Below are 17,612 nucleotides of genomic sequence, written 5' to 3' on the forward strand. Positions count from 1 at the left end.
GTGCCTTGAATGCGATCTCTCTCTTCGAAGTTTCTAAGCGTTTTGGTTGGGGAGAGAGGCAGGTTCAGGCCCTGACTGCCGTATCCCTGGACGTGCCGGAGGCGGCAGTCTACGGGCTGCTTGGTCCGAACGGCGCAGGCAAAAGCACTTTGCTGCGCATTATCTGCGGTCTGATCAAAGCTGATCACGGCCAGATTTCTCTCTTCGAGAAGCCGGCGGATGCCCAAGGAAGAGCCAAACTTGGCACCTTGATCGAGTCTCCCACCTTCTATCCCTACATGACAGCGGCGCAATTTCTTGCGGTGCTCGCGAATGTATCTGGTCTGCGTCCCGATCTGGATGTCCTGTTTCGTCGCGTTGACCTGTCACATGCAAGAGATCAGAAGATTTCCGGGTTTTCGCTCGGTATGCGCCAGAGGCTGGGGGTGGCCGCAGCACTCATTGCCAGGCCCCAGGCCGTCATCTTCGACGAGCCGACCAATGGCCTCGACCCTGATGGCATGATTGAAATGAGAAGTCTGATACAAGACCTGGCGAAGCAGGAGGGTATTGCCGTTCTGCTTTCCAGCCATCTTCTTGACGAGGTCGAAAAGGTGGCTGATCAGGTCGCCATCCTAAGCCACGGCGAGGTGGTTTCCCAGGGGCGTGTCTCTGATCTTCTGGGGGGTAATGAGTATCTCTGGCTGGATGCAAAACCCCATGCGGCGGTGCTGGATCGTCTTGGGGATACGGCGTGGGTTGAAGGCGAGGGCATAGGGGTAAATATCGAGCGATCGCAGGTGCCGGACCTACTAAAGTCCCTCGTGTTGCAGGGCTTTGATATCCACCAGGCCAAATGGGTTCGCCCCAATCTGGAGGCGCTCTTTCTTGCGCAGACGCGGAACGAGCGAAATGGAGTTCGCTCATGATGCATCTCATTCTGGCTGAATTGCAAAAAATCGGGCGACAGCGGAGCCTGTTTGCTGCCGGTTTTTTCATCGTGCCGCTCTTTGCCCTGATTGCGAAGATGCTGATGCAGGCCGTGGTCTTTCGCCGAATGGGCAGCATGAATAGTGCGGAAGGCATTGATCTGCTTGCCACTGCCGCCAAGTCATTGAGCATTTCAGGCAATAGCCTCGCACACTTGTTCTTTGCGCTTGGTGTCGCGTCGATCTTCGTTGTCGATTACCGCTACGCCACCTGGCGTCACCTCATACCGCGAAGAAGCCGTGCCCAGCTTTGGTTGGCGAAGTTCATCGCCGCGTTTCTCTGCCTCTTCCTGAGCATGGCGCTCGTGCTGGCAGGGGATGTGGCGCTGACCGGCGTGGTGGCAATGGCAGGCGATGGTGGCTTGTCGTTTACGGTGGCGCCAAGCAGCCTGACGCAGTTCCTGCTTTCGCTGCTGACCGCGTGCCTCGAACTGTTGGTGCTGGCCGCATTGACATCACTGCTGACGATTCTGTTCCGCTCATCCATGGCGTCGGTCCTCATCGTATTTGTCCTGTCACTCTCAACAGTCATGATCGGTGCCTATCTTGGGCCCTCACCGGAGTTGTGGTGGATTCCAGGCGAGGTTGCCGGACGAATGCGCGATGCCATCCAGACGGCAGGGGGCGCAGGGTTTATAGGAGGCGCAGTGGTGCTTTTGGTCTGGTCTACGGTTCTGATCGGTCTCAGCGATGTACTGTTTTCAGTTCAGGAACTCAGAAACGAATAAGAGCCGGAACGGATGTATCCGGCTCTTGGCGATTGCCGTGTTTTTAAGCTTGCCCCTAGGCGCCGGTCTTGCTGCACACGCCCATCCAGAGGCTCAAATCGGTGATCTACGAAGGATTATAGCGTTGCGTGCCACAGAGGGCGGCGCGCGGTCATCCTCAGGCAAGAAGATCAAGCACGCCGCAAGGCGGGATTTACGTTCACAGGCTGAATGGAACGCATAATAAGCGAGAGCGAGAGGATCCCCATCGGCCATCGCGGATAGACACGCGCTGACATCCGGACAGCAAAAAGCCCCCGAGCCATCTGCAAGGGGGCTATGCATTCACCACTATCTGCTGCACCTCCGGCTAAGCCGAGGAGGGCGCTGTATTAGCGGAATGAGCGTGCAGCGATCGAACGGATGTCGTGGCGCGTCAGACCGATATCCGACAGGGCCTGGTTCGAAAGGCCACGGAGTTCGTTCATCGTGCGGCGGTAGCTGACCCAGCTCTTTGCGAGACGAATCGGGTTCATTTTAGGTTCCTCAGGTTCGGTTCTGCTCAGGTCCGTTAGTGGCTGAGCGATGAGTTCCTTATACATCCGTAAAACAGGACTGTGCAGTGCAAAATCCAGGCGACTGCTATGCATTTGTGCAGGATGGTGCTGAAATTGGCGGCGTTTGAGGGCAGAAGGACAGAATTTGTGCAGTGCCCAGAAGCCGTCTGGCAAAAAGCGCGTCAGCGGTTTTGCGTCCAGGTTGCGAATACACAAAAGCGGTAGGGCATTTCAACTGATTTCGCTTTCACTGGAAGCGTTCCAGCGCGGGCGCGGCAACAAAAAAGCCTCCCGCAAGGGGAGGCTTTTGAGGTGGGCAGGGCCCGGGGATGTTCGGCGATTAGATGCCGACAGCCGTGCGTGCAACGCGACGGATTTCCGAGCGGCCAATGCCGAGGTCATTCAGTTCGCGGTCCGACATGCGGGCCAGTTCCGTTACGGTCTGGCGATACTTGCGCCAGTTGTTCAGCGAGCGTGCGATGTTCATGGTCTTGTCCTCATGGTTTGCTGAGCTGCAACGCAGGTGCGTCTCAATCGATTAAGTGCAGTATATGCTACGCTGCGAATAAGAACAGCGCGCATCCCGTATGCCACCTATGCGAGGCGTGCAATGCTTGGCCAAAAGCATTAAGGGTTGTGGCGCAAATGTGGGCAGGATGCCACAATTCGGCCCTCTCTGGGGTGGCTGGGCGGCTGTTTGCTTTTTGAGGGGTGCTAAAACGAACAACGCCCACCGGGGGAGGAGATCCGGTGGGCGTCGTTAGGGGTGACCGGCGTTGGGAGGAGGAGACACCGGTCTTATCGACGATCGCTGGGAGGAGGAGAGGCGATCAGTCGAATATCGTCAGGCTTTCGCCCTTTGTTGAACAATGTATACGACGGAACCGCAATTTTGTGCAGTGCGATATTGGCATGATAGCCATGCGCTCTGTACATGTCTTGCTCATGCTGGTCCGTGGTGCGGTGACAATGCCCACCATATGCCGGCAAGGATCGGTGAAAGCGGCATTTGCAGTTCTTGCTGTTGGCATTGTCATTTTTCCTTTGCGTGGCAGAAAAACGGTTGTTATAGAGACCCGCGCTCCGGAAGGCCTCTGCGCGAGGATTTCGACGCGGTTTTGGGGCGCGGGTATGGTGAAATTGGTAGACACGCCAGATTTAGGTTCTGGTGCCGCAAGGCGTGGGAGTTCAAGTCTCTCTACCCGCACCAAGTCGCGACAGTCTGTCGCCGCAGGCCGTTTTGGCCGGTTGGCGCATGAGACCCCAGCGCAAACGAGATTGCATAGAAGCCACGACCGGCGAAGCTCCGGCGTCGTGCTCATGGAAACCACGGCTGTGTGAGCACCGCCGCATGATTATGAAGGTATGACAATGCAGGTTATCGAAACGCTCGCTGAAGGGCTGAAGCGCGAAATCAAGGTCGTTATCCCGGCCAGCGATATGGAACAGCGCATGAACGAGCGCCTGGCCGAGGCCAAGGACAAGGTTCGTATCAACGGCTTCCGTCCTGGCAAGGTTCCCGTCGCGCACCTGAAGAAGGTTTACGGCAAGTCGATCATGGCCGAGCTTGTCAACGAGATCGTTCGTGACCGCCCAAGCGCGATCCTGTCCGAGCGTGGCGAAAAGTCTGCGACGCAGCCAAGCATCAAGATGACGGAAGACGAGGCGGAAGCTGAGAAGATCCTCAGCGCTGAGGCTGACCTCGAATTCACGCTGTCCTACGAAGTGATCCCGGCCATCGAGCTGCAGCCGACGAGCGGCATCAAGGTCACCCGTGAAGTGGTGGAAGTTTCCGACGAGGAAGTCACCGAGCAGATCGAGAAGATTGCTGAAAGCGCGCGCACCTTCGAAAAGAAGGAAGGCGCTGCTGCTGATGGCGACCGCGTTACCATGAACTACCTCGGCAAGGTCGATGGCGTAGCCTTCGATGGCGGCGCTGCCGAAGATGCAGAACTGGTTCTGGGTTCCGGCCGGTTTATCCCGGGCTTTGAAGACCAGCTCGTCGGCGTCAAGGCTGGCGATGAAAAGGTCATCACCGTAACTTTCCCGTCTGAATATCCTGCTGCCAACCTGGCCGGCAAGGAAGCTACTTTCGACATCACCGTCAAGGAAGTTGCAGCTCCGGCAGCCGTTGAGCTGAACGACGAACTGGCGTCCAAGCTTGGCGTCGAATCGCTCGACAAGCTGAAGGAAATCGTACGTGGCCAGATCGAAGGCCAGTACGGCAATGTCACGCGTCAGAAGGTCAAGCGTCAGATCCTCGACCAGCTCGACGAACAGTACAAGTTCGAAACGCCGCAGACGCTGGTTGACGCCGAGTTCGAGAACATCTGGCGCCAGATCAACACCGACCTCGCACAGTCCGGCAAGACTTTCGCCGACGAAGACACGACGGAAGAAGAAGCACGCGAAGAATATCGCAAGCTTGCAGAGCGTCGCGTTCGTCTTGGCCTCGTTCTGTCCGAAATCGGCGAGAAGGCTGGCGTTGAAGTAACCGAAGAAGAAATGCAGCGCGCGCTTTATGCTCAGCTGCAGCAGTTCCCGGGCCAGCAGCGCGAAATTCTCGACTATTTCCGCAATACGCCGGGTGCAGCCGCTTCGCTGCGTGCGCCGATCTTTGAAGAGAAGGTCATCGACAAGCTGCTCTCCGAGATTGACGTAACGGACAAGACCGTTTCGAAGGAAGAACTGCTCGCAGACGATGAAGACGCGTCTGAAGGTTCTGAAAAGGCTGAAAAGAAAAAGGCCGCTCCGAAGAAAAAGGCTGCAAAGGCAGACGCTTCGGACGCTGCTGAAGGCGAGGAAGCACCTGCTCCGAAGAAGAAGGCTGCTCCGAAGAAGAAGGCTGCTGAAGGCGACGCCGAGTAAGCCAAGCTTCAAGTCCTGTTATGGAGAAACCCTCGGCGAAAGCCGGGGGTTTTCTTTTTGCATCCCAGCCGGATTCGAGCGGTCGGGAAACTCGCTGACCACGCTTGAGGGCAAGCGGGTCTTCTGCTCCCCGAAAGGGGGAGTTCTGACTGTGCTGTAGCGTCTGTGGGATTGCCTTTGTCGGGCTCGGCGGCACCGGAAGCGCCGGGAACGCCTAAGTCGCCGAAGGCGCGCTGGTCGTTCTCTCTTGCATGCTCGCCATGTTGCGGACGCCTGGCGAAGGCGGGGCTCACCAACTCATGATGAGTAGGGGGTCCGCGAGCCCCTGACCGGTATCATACCGGCTCGTGTCAGATAGACTGCGCGTCCGATTCGGCTCAAGCGCCAGCCATCCGACCTGCGGCCAAAGCTGCTTCGTGTCTTAACGAAAGGTAAATGCCCGTCCCAATTTGACGCGCAGCATCTTCTACCTGCCAACCAAAGTTCCAGGCATCACGAAGAAGCCGACGTTCGTCATCGGGTATGTTGAGGCGTGTCCGATCGAGATAAGGGTTCTCATGCGCAACAGCCCCGAGAATGCGGGCATTGGAGCCACGCTCCTGACAGTCCAGCAGAGTTTCAAGAGTCATTCATATTAATCCTTACTGAAGAGCTAATATGGACAGCCTCTTTTGACTTCAAGCGCCTATTCGCATTAATCCCTACCAAAATGCGGTTGGTCATTTTGCATACAAACTATTGCATTTGCTTGTTTTTCAGTCGCCAGAGAGAATCGTTTCATGTGTTGTTTCGGTGCACTTCGAAAGAGGGTGATGTCGCCGCGACAAGGCCTGGTCGTTGCGTATCACCCGTTCCACTTCAGGTAGATGGTCGCCAGTGGGGGCAGGGTGAGCAGTAGCGACTGCGGATTTCCGTGTGCCGGAACCGGTTCGGAATGCGCTTCCATATTGCCGAGGTTGGAGCCTCCGTAGACGCCAGCATCGGTGTTCAGGATCTCCTTCCACGATCCTGCCTGCGGCACGCCGATGCGATAGCCGTGTCGCGGGATCGGCGTCATGTTGGAAATGGCCAGAACAAGGCTTTTTCCGTCGTGCGGTTTGCGCAGCATGGCAAAGACTGAGTTTGCGGCGTCATCGCCAACAATCCATTGGAAGCCTTCGGGATGCAGGTCGCCGAATTGCAGCGCTGGCTCCGCCTTGTAGATGCGGTTCAGGTCACCCACCAGCCGCTGAAGGCCCGCATGGTCCGGCCGATCGAGAAGATCCCAAACGACTGAGCCATCATGGTTCCACTCGCTTGTCTGTCCAATCTCTCCGCCCATAAACAGAAGCTTCTTGCCGGGGTGGGCCCACATGAAGCCGAAATAGGCGCGAAGATTTGCCATTTTCTGCCAAGGGTCACCCGGCATCTTGCCAATCAGGGAACCCTTTCCGTGCACCACCTCGTCATGGGAAAGCGGCAGCATGAAACGCTCGGAATAGGCATAGACCATGCCAAAGGTCATCATTCCGTGGTGATATTGCCGATAGACAGGCTCCTTCTCCATGTATTGGAGCGAGTCATGCATCCAGCCCATATTCCATTTGAAGTCGAAGCCAAGCCCGCCTTCTTCAACCGGCTTTGTCACGCCAGGCCAGGCGGTGGATTCCTCGGCCACCGTGAAGGCGTGTGGGCAGCGTTGGTGAATGATGCTGTTGAGGTGCTTCAGGAACTCGACGGATTCCAGGTTTTCCCTGCCGCCATACTGGTTCGGAATCCATTCGTCAGCATTTCTGGAATAATCACGGTAGAGCATGGAAGCGACCGCATCGACGCGCAGGGCGTCAATGTGAAAGTGCTCCAGCCATTCCATCGCGCTGGCAAGAAGGAAACCCTTCACTTCGTTGCGTCCCAGATTGTAGATCAGCGTATTCCAGTCCTTGTGAAAGCCCTCGCGCGGGTCTTCGTGCTCGTAAAGTGCGCTGCCATCGAAGCGGGCAAGCCCCCAGGGATCGGTCGGGAAATGCGCTGGCACCCAATCGAGGATGACGCCAATGCCGCAGGCATGGCAGCGGTCCACAAAATAGGCAAAGTCCTCCGGTGTGCCATAGCGGCCGGTGGGCGCGAACAGCCCGAGCGGCTGATAGCCCCAGGAGCCGCCGAAGGGATGTTCCATGATCGGAAGTAGCTCGATATGGGTAAAGCCGAGGTCCGCAGCATAGGGAACCAGCCTCTGGCTGAGTTCAACCCAATCCAGCGAGCGGTTGCCCTCCTCGGCAATCCGCAGCCACGAGCCGAGATGGACCTCATAGACAGACATTGCACCTTCGCCGACGCGCCGTTCGGCTGCCTCCCGCATCCACTCGCCGTCCGTCCAGCGAAAGGGCTGGCTGGATGCAACGATCGATGCCGTCGCCGGTGCTGCCTCGCTGGCGCGTGCCACCGGGTCCGCCTTTTGCGCCAGCAGATTGCCCTGCTGATCGATGATTTCGAATTTATAGCGGTCTCCGGGGCCAACACGCGGCACAAAGAGTTCCCATATGCCTGCCTCACGTCGAAGCCGCATCGGGTTTCTGCGGCCGTCCCAGGAGTTGAAATCGCCAACAATGGAAACGCGCCGCGCATTGGGTGCCCACACGGAAAAGCGCACACCCGATATGCCGTCCTGCTCCATGGCCACCGCACCCAGCGTGCGGCCCAGATGATAGTGTGTGCCCTGGGCGATCAGGTGCAGATCCAGCTCGCCCAGCAGCAGGCCGAAGGAATAGGGATCTTCCGTTACCTGCTCGGCATCGGGCCAGAGAATGCGCAGTCGATATTGCTCAGTTGGGGCGACCGAGACCGCGAACAGGCCAGCATCGTGTATGCGGTGCATTCTGGCAATGACGGCCATGCCCGAAGCATCAAGCAGTTCAACGCCTTCCGCCCCCGGATAAAAGGCGCGGATAACGCAGGCGCCCTGCATGGGATGGGGCCCAAGAATGGAGAACGGGTCTCCGTGACGGCCCGCCACAAGTGCTTCGATGGCGTGGCGGTCAAGGCCCGCCATCAATTCGGAACGTTCCATGTTCATGCCGATCTTTCCGAGAGTCGTTCAACAATGGCTGCAAAGCCACGCAAGGGAATGGGAAGCCATTTGGGCCTGTTTCGCGCCTCGTAGGCGATTTCATAGGCCGCCTTTTCAAGCAGATAGAGGTCCAGCATCTGCCGACGCCTGTTGTCATCCACTTGAAGGTTTGGGGAGGTGGCCGCTGCCTGGAAGTAATTCTCAAGGAAGCTTGTCTCTGCCGCTTCCACGAAACTGCGAATGATGGTGCTGCGTTCCGGCGTATCCGTTTCCGCAACTGCTTCTGTTTCAAGTTCTGCCGTTGCTGCCAGATAGCTGAGCGAACGAAGCAGCCCCGCCACATCGCGTAACGGAATGGTCTTTGCCCGGCGCTGTGCAAGTTCGCGCGCGGGCTCGCCTTCAAAATCGATGATGTAGGCATCCGATTCGGCAACCAGTATCTGGCCGAGATGGAAATCTCCGTGGTTGCGGATCATCATGGTTCCCTCCGCAGCTCTGGAAAGATGCGCGGCCAGTTCCATCAGATGCTGGCGCTGTGCGATCAAGGGCGCGACCATGGCTGCGACATCGGGGTCGAGATGGCCGATTTCTTCTTCCAGAATGTCCAGCGCCCGGTCGATCTGGCCAACCGCGCTTGCGCGCCACAGCTCGCAATTTTCCTCAAGTGCGGGCAGGGGAACGAAGTTCTGGTTGTCCGTGTCTTGCGCCAGTGCCGCGTGCAACTCTCCCAGCCGCTTGCCAATCGTGCCGCTGAAATCCACCAGCGGCTTCAGCAGATCGATCTGGGCCTCGGGATCCGGCGCGCTGATGCCGATGTCATCCAGAATGCGGCGCAGATTGGTCAGCATCCAGTTCCATGCATCGCCCTGATTGCGGATGGCGCCTTGCACGATCATCAAGGTGAAGCGCTGGCCCTCGGGAGAGGTGCGAACCACTTCCCCCAGAAGCGGGGCGGTGTTCTGGTAACCCACCTCGGTCAGGTAGCGCGTCATCTCCACTTCCGGATGGATGCCCGGCGATATGTGGCGAATGAGCTTGATCATGGCCATGTCGGCGATAATCAGGCAGCTGTTCGACTGTTCGGCCGAGAGCCAGCGTACCGGCATATCATCCGCCAGGCTCATGCAATCCAGCTGGTCCGTGCCCAGGAATTCCAGAGTCCCCGCCCGCCCTGAAATGACAGAGCGTTCGCACAGGCCGCGAATGACCCCGCGTGCCATGGCTTCCGTGCTGAAACCATCGGTCAGGAAGCCAACGCGTCTGCCCTGGCGAATGCGCGCAAGAGCAAGCTGTTGAGCGAGTGCAGAAGGCTGTGTGTCATCCCAGGCGGGGGTAAGGGGAACAAGGTAGGTCTCCGTGTGACCTTCCAGCTCCGCTTCCAACTCGCCCAGCAGGATGTTGTGCGTGATGCCCATTGGCATGGCTGAAACGAAGCGCGCGTGTTTCAGGTGCTCGCCCTTTGCGCCAAACCAGCGGCGCTTCTGAAGATAGGATGGCAGGATTTCTCGTGAAAGCGTCTGAACGAGATGGGGCTCGTCCACGAGTTCCGTCATGTCGCGACGGATGACGAGCGTTTGTAGGTCGGGCATCTGCTCTGGTGGCTCCGTTCTCCATGCCGGGCCGTCCGCTTCCGCAACCAGCTGAAACCAGTAGAATGCGAAAGGCGGCAAGGTCAGCAGATAGGTCAATTGACCGATGGGCGGGAAGGGCGACATGCCGGTCAGCTCAATCGGCACGCGTCCCTGGAATTCCGCAAGATCGAGTTCCACCGCCTGCGGCAGGCGGGAGAGATTGGCCACGCACAGGATCGTCTCGCCGTCATATTCGCGCAGATAGGCAAGAATCTTCCGGTTGCCGGGCGTCAGAAACCGCAAGGAGCCGCGCCCGAAGGCGGGGTGGCGGCCACGCAGCGCCAACATGCGGCGCGTCCAGTTCAGCAGGCTGTGTTGATCGACGCTTTGTGCCTCAACATTCAGTGCCTCATAGCCGTAAAGCGGGTCCATGACGGGCGGCAGCACGAGCCGCGCGGGGTCTGCGCGGGAAAAGCCGCCATTGCGATCCGGCGACCATTGCATGGGCGTGCGCACCCCGTCGCGGTCTCCGAGATAGATATTGTCGCCCATGCCGATCTCGTCGCCATAGTAGAGAACCGGCGTTCCGGGCATGGAAAGAAGCAAGCCGTTCATCAGCTCCACGCGGCGGCGGTCGCGCTCCATCAGGGGCGCAAGACGGCGGCGAATGCCGAGATTGATGCGGGCGCGCCGATCGGCTGCATAGGTGTTCCAGAGGTAGTCGCGTTCCTCGTCGGTCACCATTTCCAGCGTCAGTTCATCATGGTTGCGCAGGAAGATCGCCCATTGGCAGTTCTCCGGAATTTCCGGCGTCTGGCGCATGATGTCGGTGATGGGGAAGCGGTCTTCCTTGGCAATCGCCATGTACATGCGCGGCATCAGCGGAAAGTGGAACGCCATGTGGCACTCATCGCCATCGCCGAAATATTCGCTTGTATCTTCCGGCCACTGGTTGGCCTCTGCCAGAAGCATCTTGCCGGGATGGGTCGCGTCCAGTGCGGCACGGATCTTTTTCAGAATGTCGTGGGTTTCAGGCAGGTTCTCGTTGATCGTGCCTTCGCGCTCCACGAGGTAGGGAATGGCATCCAGGCGGAAGCCATCAATGCCTGTCTCCAGCCAGAAGCGCATGATGTTCAGCAGTTCATCCAGCACCTGAGGATTATCGAAATTCAGGTCCGGCTGGTGGGAGTAGAAGCGGTGCCAGTAATAGGCGCCAGCCACGGGGTCCCAGGTCCAGTTGGATTTTTCCGTATCGAGAAAAATGATGCGCGTTTCGGGAAATCTCTGGTCCGTATCCGACCAGACGTAGAATTCCCGTTCCGGTGATCCCGCCGGCGCATTGCGTGCCCGCTGAAACCAGGGATGCTGATCGCTGGTATGGTTGATGACGAGTTCAATGATCACGCGGATGTTGCGCTGATGCGCGGCATCCACGAAGGCACGGAATTCATCCATCGTGCCATAGTCCGGGCTCACTTCCCCGTAGTCGGCAATATCGTAGCCATCGTCGCGGCGGGGAGATGGGAAAAACGGCAATAGCCAGATCGCCGTCGCGCCAAGCGATGCGATGTGGTCGATTTTTTCTGTCAAACCGGCAAAGTCGCCTATGCCGTCGCCATTGCTGTCATAGAATGACTTCACATGCAGCTGGTAGATGATCGAGTCCTTGTACCACAGCAGGTTCTGGTCGCTGTTCTGGCCCTGCGGGTTCTGCATCATGTCCATATGTATCCTCCCAAACTCTATCGCACGCGCCAGATGGAAAAGGGCATGTGCGGCTCCAGCCGCAGCCTCTGCCACTTTCCGGTCAGCGAAAATTTCTGTCCGCCGATCAGATCTTCCAGGTTAAGCGTGCCATGGTCGGGTAGGTTCCATGCCCATAGCGGTATCTCGACATCTGCCTCCTGTGCTGCGTGGGGATCGAGGTTCACACCCACCAGCAGAACATTGTCTCGCGTGGGGCTGGCTTTCTCGAAAAAGATGATGTTGTCGTTCCAGGCAATCAGTTGCCGCAGGCCCAGGTGAGAGTGAAGCGCCGGGTTTTCGCGGCGAATGCGGTTCAGCATTGCAATTTCGGCTTTGATATTGCCGGGGCGATCGTAGTCCCAGGCACGGATTTCGTATTTTTCGGAATCTGCATATTCCTTTCGCTTGGCGTCGGGGCGTCCCTCGCACAGCTCGAATCCGTTATAGACACCCCACAGGCCGGAGAGTGTGGAAGCCAGCGCCGCGCGGATGAGATAGGCCGGGCGCGGCGCGTCCTGCAGAAAGTCCGGATTGATGTCGTGGGTATTGACGAAGAAATGCGGACGGAAGAATTCGCGCGGCTCGTCCTGCGTCAGCTCGCGCATATAGGTTTCCAGCTCCCACTTGGTGTTGCGCCAGGTGAAGTAGGTGTAGGACTGCGAGAAGCCGATCTTTGCCAGCCGATACATCACCTTCGGTCGGGTAAAGGCTTCCGATAGGAAAACAACCTCCGGATGGCGGTTGCGAATATCGGCAATCAGCCACTCCCAGAAGGGGAAGGGCTTGGTGTGCGGGTTATCGACGCGGAAGAGCTTGACGCCCTGATCCACCCACTTCTGCACGATGTCGCGCAGTTCGATCCAGAGGGAGGGAACAGCATCCTTGGCGTAGAAATCGACATTGACGATGTCTTCGTATTTCTTTGGCGGGTTCTCGGCATAGCGCACGGTGCCATCTGGCCGCCAGTCGAACCAGCCGGGGTGATCCTTCAGCCAGGGGTGATCGGGCGAGGCCTGAATGGCCAGATCGAGTGCAATTTCCAATCCGTGCTGCCGGGCAGCGGCCACCAGTCTGCGGAAGTCTTCGAAGGTGCCAAGCTCGGGGTGGATTGCATCATGTCCACCCGCCTCGGAACCGATCCCATAGGGGCTGCCGGGATCGTTGGGTCCGGCTTTCAGCGAATTGTTGCGCCCCTTGCGGTTGGTCGTGCCGATCGGATGGATTGGCGGGAAATAAAGAACGTCAAAGCCCATGTCCCGAATGGCGGGCAACCGCTGAATGACATCGTCGAAGGTGCCGTGGCGGTTGGGATCGCCGCTCTGCGAGCGCGGGAAGATCTGATACCAGCTGGCGAAGGCCGCTTCCTTGCGCTCGGCATCCAGAGGCACCGGAGCGGAGCGCGCGCGGTGTGGTCGACGGTCTGCCCGTGCCATCAGCGCGCTGGTCTCCGGCTTCAGAAGGAGAGCGATACGCTCTTCCACATTTGCGCTTTCAAGGGCTTGCCGCAGGGTCTCAAGGTCAGGCTTCACGCGCTCATCGGCAAGCGCCAGCGCCGATTGGACCAGCAAAATGCCTTCCTGTATCTCCAGGTTCAAATCCAGCCGGGCATCATGCTTTTTTCCGAACTCGTAGCGAAAGATCTGGAACGGGTTGCGCCAGGTCTCAATTGCAAACTCGTGTCGCCCCATGCGGCGCGGCGTGAACTCAGCCGTCCAGCGGTCGTTCTCCACCATGCGCATGGGCACTTCCTCCCAGGCTTCTTCGTCGGCAGCGTGCCAGAAAAGCGCGGCGGAGATGGGGTCATGCCCATCGCCAAACAGGTCGGCCTCCACCACCACGGTCTCGCCGACAATTCGTTTCACCGGAAAACGCCCGCCATCCACGCAAGGGGTGATGTTTTCGATGGCAAGACGCGCCCCGGCCGCAGCCGTTGCCGCATCCGAAACCTCGACAGCGCCCGTGATCACGGGTGAGGTCTCGCCTTCAAGGATGCGCAGTTCTGCCGGTTGAAGCCGAAGCGATGCGGCTACCTCGCGGTTTTCGTTGTCCGCCTGTCTGAGCGGTAGAAAGGCAGATGCCGCTTCCCGAAGAGAACTCATCGGCGCGGCGCTGGAGCGGCGTTCATCCCGGTTCAGCACGATTATCCGAACCTTCCGCGCATTGCGCAGATCTTCCTGTTGCGACTGGAGAAGAGAGACGACGGTTCCCTGACCGGTGGAGACAAGGCGCAAATAAGGAGCTTGCTGCGGCGGATCCGCCGTCGCTTGCGCATTCAGCGCGCGGATATCGCCGCAGAGATCGTAGCATCCTTGAACACGCAGCCCGCGCAATCCGTCGCCACTTCCGTAGGTGGGATCAAGCGGTGAGGAAGCGCCGAATTCGAACCCCATCGGGATCATCAAGCCTTGGCCCAGCCGGTCTGCAAGAAAAAGCCGCTGCCTCGCCCGCCGTTCGCGAATTTCCACACTGTCGATGCCATGGGCGAGCCGCTTGGCGAAAGGTACCTCGGGAAAGGTTATCTGTGTGCCGTATCCGCGTTGGATCTCATATTCTTCCAGGAACCAGCGTTCCTGCATGTCCCACCAGGCCAATGAGGAAAAGCATGCCTCGAATATGCCGCCTGCCAGAGTGCGGCGAAGTGCAAAATCCGTTCCCGGCGTCCAGGCGAGAAAATGCGCGTCTCCGCAGGCTGCTTTCAGCCTCAGCCAGACATCGCGTGGAACGCGATCCAGCCCGAGGCAACGAAATCCGGCGGTTCCCGCTTCCGCAAGGTTGCGGATTCTATTTTCCCAATCATGAAAGTGATTGTCGCGGTCTTGCGGCGGTGCATCCTGCAGGAGTTCGCTTTTTGCGGCGAGGGGAGAAATGCGAGGGTCCGAAAGCGGGCGCGCCACAGCTGCATTTGAAAGAGGGCGTCGGTCTACGACCACGTCCAGCATGAAATCCAGCCGCTCGGCACGGGCGGCCTCACACAGCAACCGGATGGCATCGAACAGATTCTCGGGCAGTTCCAGGGCCGGATCGGTCCGGTCTGGATCGGATGAGACGAAGAGGCTTGCTCCGCCCACTCTCTGGGAAAGAGGGGCCGATAGAACCGTGTCGAAGCCTAGGTCGCGGGCATGCCGGAAGAGGTCGCGCCATGCCTCGATGCCGCGCAACATGAGGGGATGAACATAATAGATGCGGGGATTGAGCGGGGAGGGTGTCATAGACTGCGCGTGAATTGCCGGATCTGAGTGCATGGTGCCGCCTGCGGTTATGGTTCCCCGGCCTAACGTTGCGGAGTCGAGGCTTGTTCCGTCGGCTGTTGCCACTTCGCGACCAACAGCGGCCATCCACAACGGGAAAGCCTCCCCGGCGTGCGGGGAGGCGCGCATGATCCATCAATGCGGCGTTTGCAAGCTTGCTTCCTCGACAGCCTCTGCAAAGCGCAGACGGGCGGCATCGGCATCTACCCGGCCATCCAGCGCCGCAAGGCAGGCGCTATGGGCGCGCGAGAAGCACTGTCCCTTCAATTGGGGCCAGCGATGATCCATGAAGCGAATCGCTTCAAGCGCATCGGTAATCGCCATGCCGCCGGCTTCAACCGGTCTTCTCCACTGCGTGCGTTCCATTTTTGACCTCCCGAAATGGTGCAGAGGCCAAACCGGTCATGGGAGCGGAAGTTCCAAACCATGGAAAACGCGTGGAGCCTCGGTAGGGTAAAGGCCGTCTTAACGAAGTCGTGAGACCTGAGCCGTTATGGTTCGCGCCAGTCGAACCCTGCAGAGAGGTGCGAAAAATGGCTCAAGCGGCATCTGCCAAGGGACGCAAGCGGCGTCGCAAATCCGGTTCCAGATCAAGCTCAGGTGGCGGCATGCTGCCATGGCTGCTTGCGCTGGCAGGCGTGGCGGGGGTGATTGCCTTCGCTGATAATGCGCGGCATCTGAAACCGTATCTGCCATCCTCGCTTGCTTCGCTTCAGCTTCCCCATTTCGGCGGCAGCGAAGCCAAGCCGCCAGCCAGTGTCCCGGCTCCTGTGCGCAAACCAGAGGCAGAAGCTGCCCGCGTCGTACCGGCGGATCTCGTCGGAAAGCGCTTTACCGGGACATTCTATTTCTGCGGAACCTCGGGCCTCGATAACTGCGTGGTCGATGGCGCCACCTTCTGGTTCAAGAAGCAACAGATCAGTCTTGCCGATATTTCGGCACCCAGAACGGAAGATGCCCGCTGCCCGCAGGAGCGTTCCAAAGGCTTTGCTGCCAAAGTCCGGCTCAGGGATATCCTGAATGCGGGAGCGTTTGAGCTGACCGATTGGCCTAACCGCAACGAGGATAATGCCGGGCGGCAGTTGCGCGTGGTTTTGCGCAATGGTGCTTCCATCGGACGTCAGATGGTGCACGAGGGGCTGGTGCATGGCGTGGCCGATGCCAACAAGCCTTGGTGCTGAGGCGGAATTGTCGTCAGTTTGTTGCGCCAGAAGAGTACGAAGATGGCATTCAATGGGCTTCGTTTAGAATTTGAGAACCACTTCAGGCGATTGTGGCGTGTAGTGAGTTTGATTCGAGCGAGTGTGTATAGGAGAGTTCATGTCGCTAGCCCATTTTCCCGCTGACCGTCGTACGGCAGAGATCCGGCGTTGTGCGCAAGCGCTGCTGAACCTCCACGGACAAGAAGCCAATCTCTTTTGGCGCTCTGAAATGGCGCAATTTGCTGCCAACCTCTCCCGGCAGGGGGCTTCGGAGGAAGAGGTCTCTTTTCAGGCCGGACTTTTCATGAATGCGGTGCAAAGTGAATTGCAGCGCCTCTTCCTTGAGGAAGTCGATCAGGCCATGGATGCGCGTGCCTGAAGCGCCAAAAACTCGCTTGATCTAGGAAGCCGCCGGTCACGACCAGGCGGCTTTTTGTTGCGTTGATGCACGACGGAAAACTCAGCCAAAAATATGGCCACGCAGCGGAAAACAAATCATTCCAAGATGTTGAAGTGTTTTGGTGGGTGATGTAGGGCTCGAACCTACGACCCGCTGATTAAGAGTCAGCTGCTCTACCAACTGAGCTAATCACCCATCCCGTCGGCGCTTGGTGTTGTGTGCGCCGTGGTGTGAGGGGGCGTATAAAGGGGCTTTGATGCCTTGTCTAGCGTCCATTCGAAAAAAGTTTGAAAATTTTCGCACCGCGTTTCGCCTGTTCTGGGAAAGCCCGGCATTTGCGGGCTTTTTGCCACCTTGTGGAAAAACTGCTTGCTCTGGCCCTCTTCGGTGTTTCAGCTAGGCCGCAAACGCGAAGCAGCGGGAGGAACACGATGAGCGTAGTCGAAGACCTGGAAATTATTGCCGAACAGGAGCGGGCCCTGGAGTTTGACCGCTTCGATCTGGATACGGCGTGGAGCCTCGGTGCGACATTGCGCGAACTTGCCGTGTCGCGTCGACAGGTTCTGGCGGTGGATGTCACCATCAACGGCATGCAGGCGTTCTTCACGAATCTGCCGGGTGGCAGGCCGGACTTCGAGCACTGGATCCGCAGGAAGCGCAATCTGACCTTGCGGCTTTTAAGGCCAAGCTACGCCATAGGTTTGGAGCTGAAACGGCTCGAAACGACACTGGAAGCGAAATGGGAACTCTCTACCGCTGACTTTGCCTCGCATGGCGGATGCTTCCCGATCCGCGTCAAGGGCGTTGGGTGCATTGGTGCCGTCACGGTTTCCGGCCTGCCGCAAAGGGATGATCATAATCTGGCGGTGGAGGGGCTGGCCGAGCTTCTGGGCGTAAGGGCGGTGGTGCCCACATTGGCCTGAGGGCAGGGGCCGACCTGCCGCAGCGGGCCGGCCCCTTGAAAATGTTGTCCTAGCGCCTGATGGCCCTGCCGATGGCGATGAGAATGCATGCGCCGATAAAGCCTGCAATGAGGTAGCCGATCCAGCCACCCAGCGCGACGCCAAACACGCCCAGAATGGCGTTGGCCACGATTGCGCCGACAATACCCAACAGAATGTTCATGAGAACGCCCATGTTGCTCTTCATGAACTGCTCTGCGAGCCAACCGGCAATGCCACCGATGATGATTGCTGCGATCCAGCCGATACCTGCATCTTCCATTGTGGAGCCCTCTCACATTGTGAACCTCTGACGGCCAGACAACGCAAATTGCGGCATTGTGTTCCTTTGCTGGAT

Annotated in this window: 14 protein-coding genes and 2 tRNA genes; 7 read left to right on the top strand and 9 right to left on the bottom strand. The window is 58.5% G+C overall.

The features are described 5' to 3' along the window. Window positions 1–5 precede the first annotated feature (5 nt). Both ACFSE1_RS01490 and ACFSE1_RS01495 read left to right on the top strand, forming a co-directional pair. The gene (locus tag ACFSE1_RS01490) at window positions 6–908 is read left to right on the top strand and encodes an ABC transporter ATP-binding protein (protein WP_377395512.1); all 903 of its coding nucleotides are present in this window, start codon (window positions 6–8) and stop codon (window positions 906–908) included. Continuing rightward, window positions 905–1,696, top strand: a complete 792-nt coding sequence (locus ACFSE1_RS01495) for an ABC transporter permease (protein ID WP_377395515.1) — start codon at window positions 905–907, stop codon at window positions 1,694–1,696. Before ACFSE1_RS01490 ends, ACFSE1_RS01495 begins: the two co-directional genes overlap by 4 nt. 371 nt (window positions 1,697–2,067) lie before the next feature. On the opposite strand, the gene ACFSE1_RS01500 is transcribed toward ACFSE1_RS01495, so the two are convergent. Further along, window positions 2,068–2,211, bottom strand: coding sequence for a DUF1127 domain-containing protein (locus ACFSE1_RS01500; RefSeq protein ID WP_377395518.1), 144 nt, complete (start codon window positions 2,209–2,211; stop codon window positions 2,068–2,070). A 361-nt stretch (window positions 2,212–2,572) separates the two neighbouring features. Next, window positions 2,573–2,719, bottom strand: a complete 147-nt coding sequence (locus ACFSE1_RS01505) for a DUF1127 domain-containing protein (RefSeq protein WP_377395521.1) — start codon at window positions 2,717–2,719, stop codon at window positions 2,573–2,575. Between the two features lie 638 nt (window positions 2,720–3,357). Here ACFSE1_RS01505 and ACFSE1_RS01510 point away from each other — a divergent pair. After that, window positions 3,358–3,442: transfer RNA gene (locus ACFSE1_RS01510), tRNA-Leu, on the top strand. A 161-nt stretch (window positions 3,443–3,603) separates the two neighbouring features. After that, window positions 3,604–5,100, top strand: a complete 1,497-nt coding sequence (tig, locus tag ACFSE1_RS01515; RefSeq protein WP_377395524.1) for a trigger factor — start codon at window positions 3,604–3,606, stop codon at window positions 5,098–5,100. Between the two features lie 377 nt (window positions 5,101–5,477). Here tig and ACFSE1_RS01520 read toward each other — a convergent pair whose 3' ends face one another. The 5 genes from ACFSE1_RS01520 to ACFSE1_RS01540 form a co-directional block, all read right to left on the bottom strand. Continuing rightward, window positions 5,478–5,729, bottom strand: coding sequence for a CrpP-related protein (locus tag ACFSE1_RS01520; RefSeq protein WP_377395526.1), 252 nt, complete (start codon window positions 5,727–5,729; stop codon window positions 5,478–5,480). Between the two features lie 215 nt (window positions 5,730–5,944). Further along, window positions 5,945–8,152: a 1,4-alpha-glucan branching protein GlgB gene (gene glgB, locus ACFSE1_RS01525; protein WP_377395529.1), complete on the bottom strand. Its 2,208-nt coding sequence runs from the start codon at window positions 8,150–8,152 to the stop codon at window positions 5,945–5,947. After that, window positions 8,149–11,442 (bottom strand): maltose alpha-D-glucosyltransferase, encoded by a 3,294-nt coding sequence (treS, locus tag ACFSE1_RS01530; protein ID WP_377395532.1) that lies wholly within the window; start codon window positions 11,440–11,442, stop codon window positions 8,149–8,151. The genes glgB and treS overlap by 4 nt, the downstream gene beginning before the upstream one ends. 17 nt (window positions 11,443–11,459) lie before the next feature. Next, the gene (locus ACFSE1_RS01535; RefSeq protein ID WP_377395535.1) at window positions 11,460–14,705 is read right to left on the bottom strand and encodes an alpha-1,4-glucan--maltose-1-phosphate maltosyltransferase; all 3,246 of its coding nucleotides are present in this window, start codon (window positions 14,703–14,705) and stop codon (window positions 11,460–11,462) included. A gap of 141 nt (window positions 14,706–14,846) precedes the next feature. Further along, entirely contained in the window at window positions 14,847–15,077 is a 231-nt protein-coding gene (locus tag ACFSE1_RS01540; RefSeq protein WP_377395538.1) for a DUF982 domain-containing protein, read from the bottom strand. 167 nt (window positions 15,078–15,244) lie between these two features. Between ACFSE1_RS01540 and ACFSE1_RS01545 the strand changes: the two genes are divergently transcribed. Both ACFSE1_RS01545 and ACFSE1_RS01550 read left to right on the top strand, forming a co-directional pair. Continuing rightward, a complete protein-coding gene (locus ACFSE1_RS01545; RefSeq protein ID WP_377395541.1) occupies window positions 15,245–15,892 on the top strand; it encodes a thermonuclease family protein in 648 nt (215 codons plus the stop codon). 139 nt (window positions 15,893–16,031) lie between these two features. Continuing rightward, the gene (locus ACFSE1_RS01550) at window positions 16,032–16,292 is read left to right on the top strand and encodes a DUF6074 family protein (protein ID WP_377395544.1); all 261 of its coding nucleotides are present in this window, start codon (window positions 16,032–16,034) and stop codon (window positions 16,290–16,292) included. 140 nt (window positions 16,293–16,432) lie between these two features. Here ACFSE1_RS01550 and ACFSE1_RS01555 read toward each other — a convergent pair. After that, window positions 16,433–16,508: transfer RNA gene (locus ACFSE1_RS01555), tRNA-Lys, on the bottom strand. Between the two features lie 236 nt (window positions 16,509–16,744). Here ACFSE1_RS01555 and ACFSE1_RS01560 point away from each other — a divergent pair. Continuing rightward, a complete protein-coding gene (locus ACFSE1_RS01560) occupies window positions 16,745–17,236 on the top strand; it encodes a heme-degrading domain-containing protein (protein ID WP_377395547.1) in 492 nt (163 codons plus the stop codon). 49 nt (window positions 17,237–17,285) lie between these two features. Here the strand turns inward: ACFSE1_RS01560 and ACFSE1_RS01565 are convergent, their stop codons facing one another. Next, window positions 17,286–17,537 (bottom strand): GlsB/YeaQ/YmgE family stress response membrane protein, encoded by a 252-nt coding sequence (locus tag ACFSE1_RS01565; protein ID WP_377395550.1) that lies wholly within the window; start codon window positions 17,535–17,537, stop codon window positions 17,286–17,288. Window positions 17,538–17,612: the final 75 nt, after the last annotated feature.

It is taken from the genome of Affinirhizobium helianthi, from assembly GCF_042680945.1.
GTDB lineage: Bacteria > Pseudomonadota > Alphaproteobacteria > Rhizobiales > Rhizobiaceae > Neorhizobium > Neorhizobium helianthi.

Excerpts from the sequence above, each read along its gene's own strand:
- ACFSE1_RS01540 (WP_377395538.1), bottom strand. The coding sequence starts at position 15,077 with ATGGAACGCACGCAGTGGAGAAGACCGGTTGAAGCCGGCGGCATGGCG.
- ACFSE1_RS01545 (WP_377395541.1), top strand. The coding sequence starts at position 15,245 with ATGGCTCAAGCGGCATCTGCCAAGGGACGCAAGCGGCGTCGCAAATCC.
- glgB (WP_377395529.1), bottom strand. The coding sequence starts at position 8,152 with ATGAACATGGAACGTTCCGAATTGATGGCGGGCCTTGACCGCCACGCC.
- ACFSE1_RS01535 (WP_377395535.1), bottom strand. The coding sequence starts at position 14,705 with ATGCACTCAGATCCGGCAATTCACGCGCAGTCTATGACACCCTCCCCG.
- treS (WP_377395532.1), bottom strand. The coding sequence starts at position 11,442 with ATGGACATGATGCAGAACCCGCAGGGCCAGAACAGCGACCAGAACCTG.
- ACFSE1_RS01520 (WP_377395526.1), bottom strand. The coding sequence starts at position 5,729 with ATGACTCTTGAAACTCTGCTGGACTGTCAGGAGCGTGGCTCCAATGCC.
- ACFSE1_RS01565 (WP_377395550.1), bottom strand. The coding sequence starts at position 17,537 with ATGGAAGATGCAGGTATCGGCTGGATCGCAGCAATCATCATCGGTGGC.
- ACFSE1_RS01505 (WP_377395521.1), bottom strand. The coding sequence starts at position 2,719 with ATGAACATCGCACGCTCGCTGAACAACTGGCGCAAGTATCGCCAGACC.
- tig (WP_377395524.1), top strand. The coding sequence starts at position 3,604 with ATGCAGGTTATCGAAACGCTCGCTGAAGGGCTGAAGCGCGAAATCAAG.
- ACFSE1_RS01495 (WP_377395515.1), top strand. The coding sequence starts at position 905 with ATGATGCATCTCATTCTGGCTGAATTGCAAAAAATCGGGCGACAGCGG.
- ACFSE1_RS01500 (WP_377395518.1), bottom strand. The coding sequence starts at position 2,211 with ATGAACCCGATTCGTCTCGCAAAGAGCTGGGTCAGCTACCGCCGCACG.
- ACFSE1_RS01560 (WP_377395547.1), top strand. The coding sequence starts at position 16,745 with ATGAGCGTAGTCGAAGACCTGGAAATTATTGCCGAACAGGAGCGGGCC.
- ACFSE1_RS01550 (WP_377395544.1), top strand. The coding sequence starts at position 16,032 with ATGTCGCTAGCCCATTTTCCCGCTGACCGTCGTACGGCAGAGATCCGG.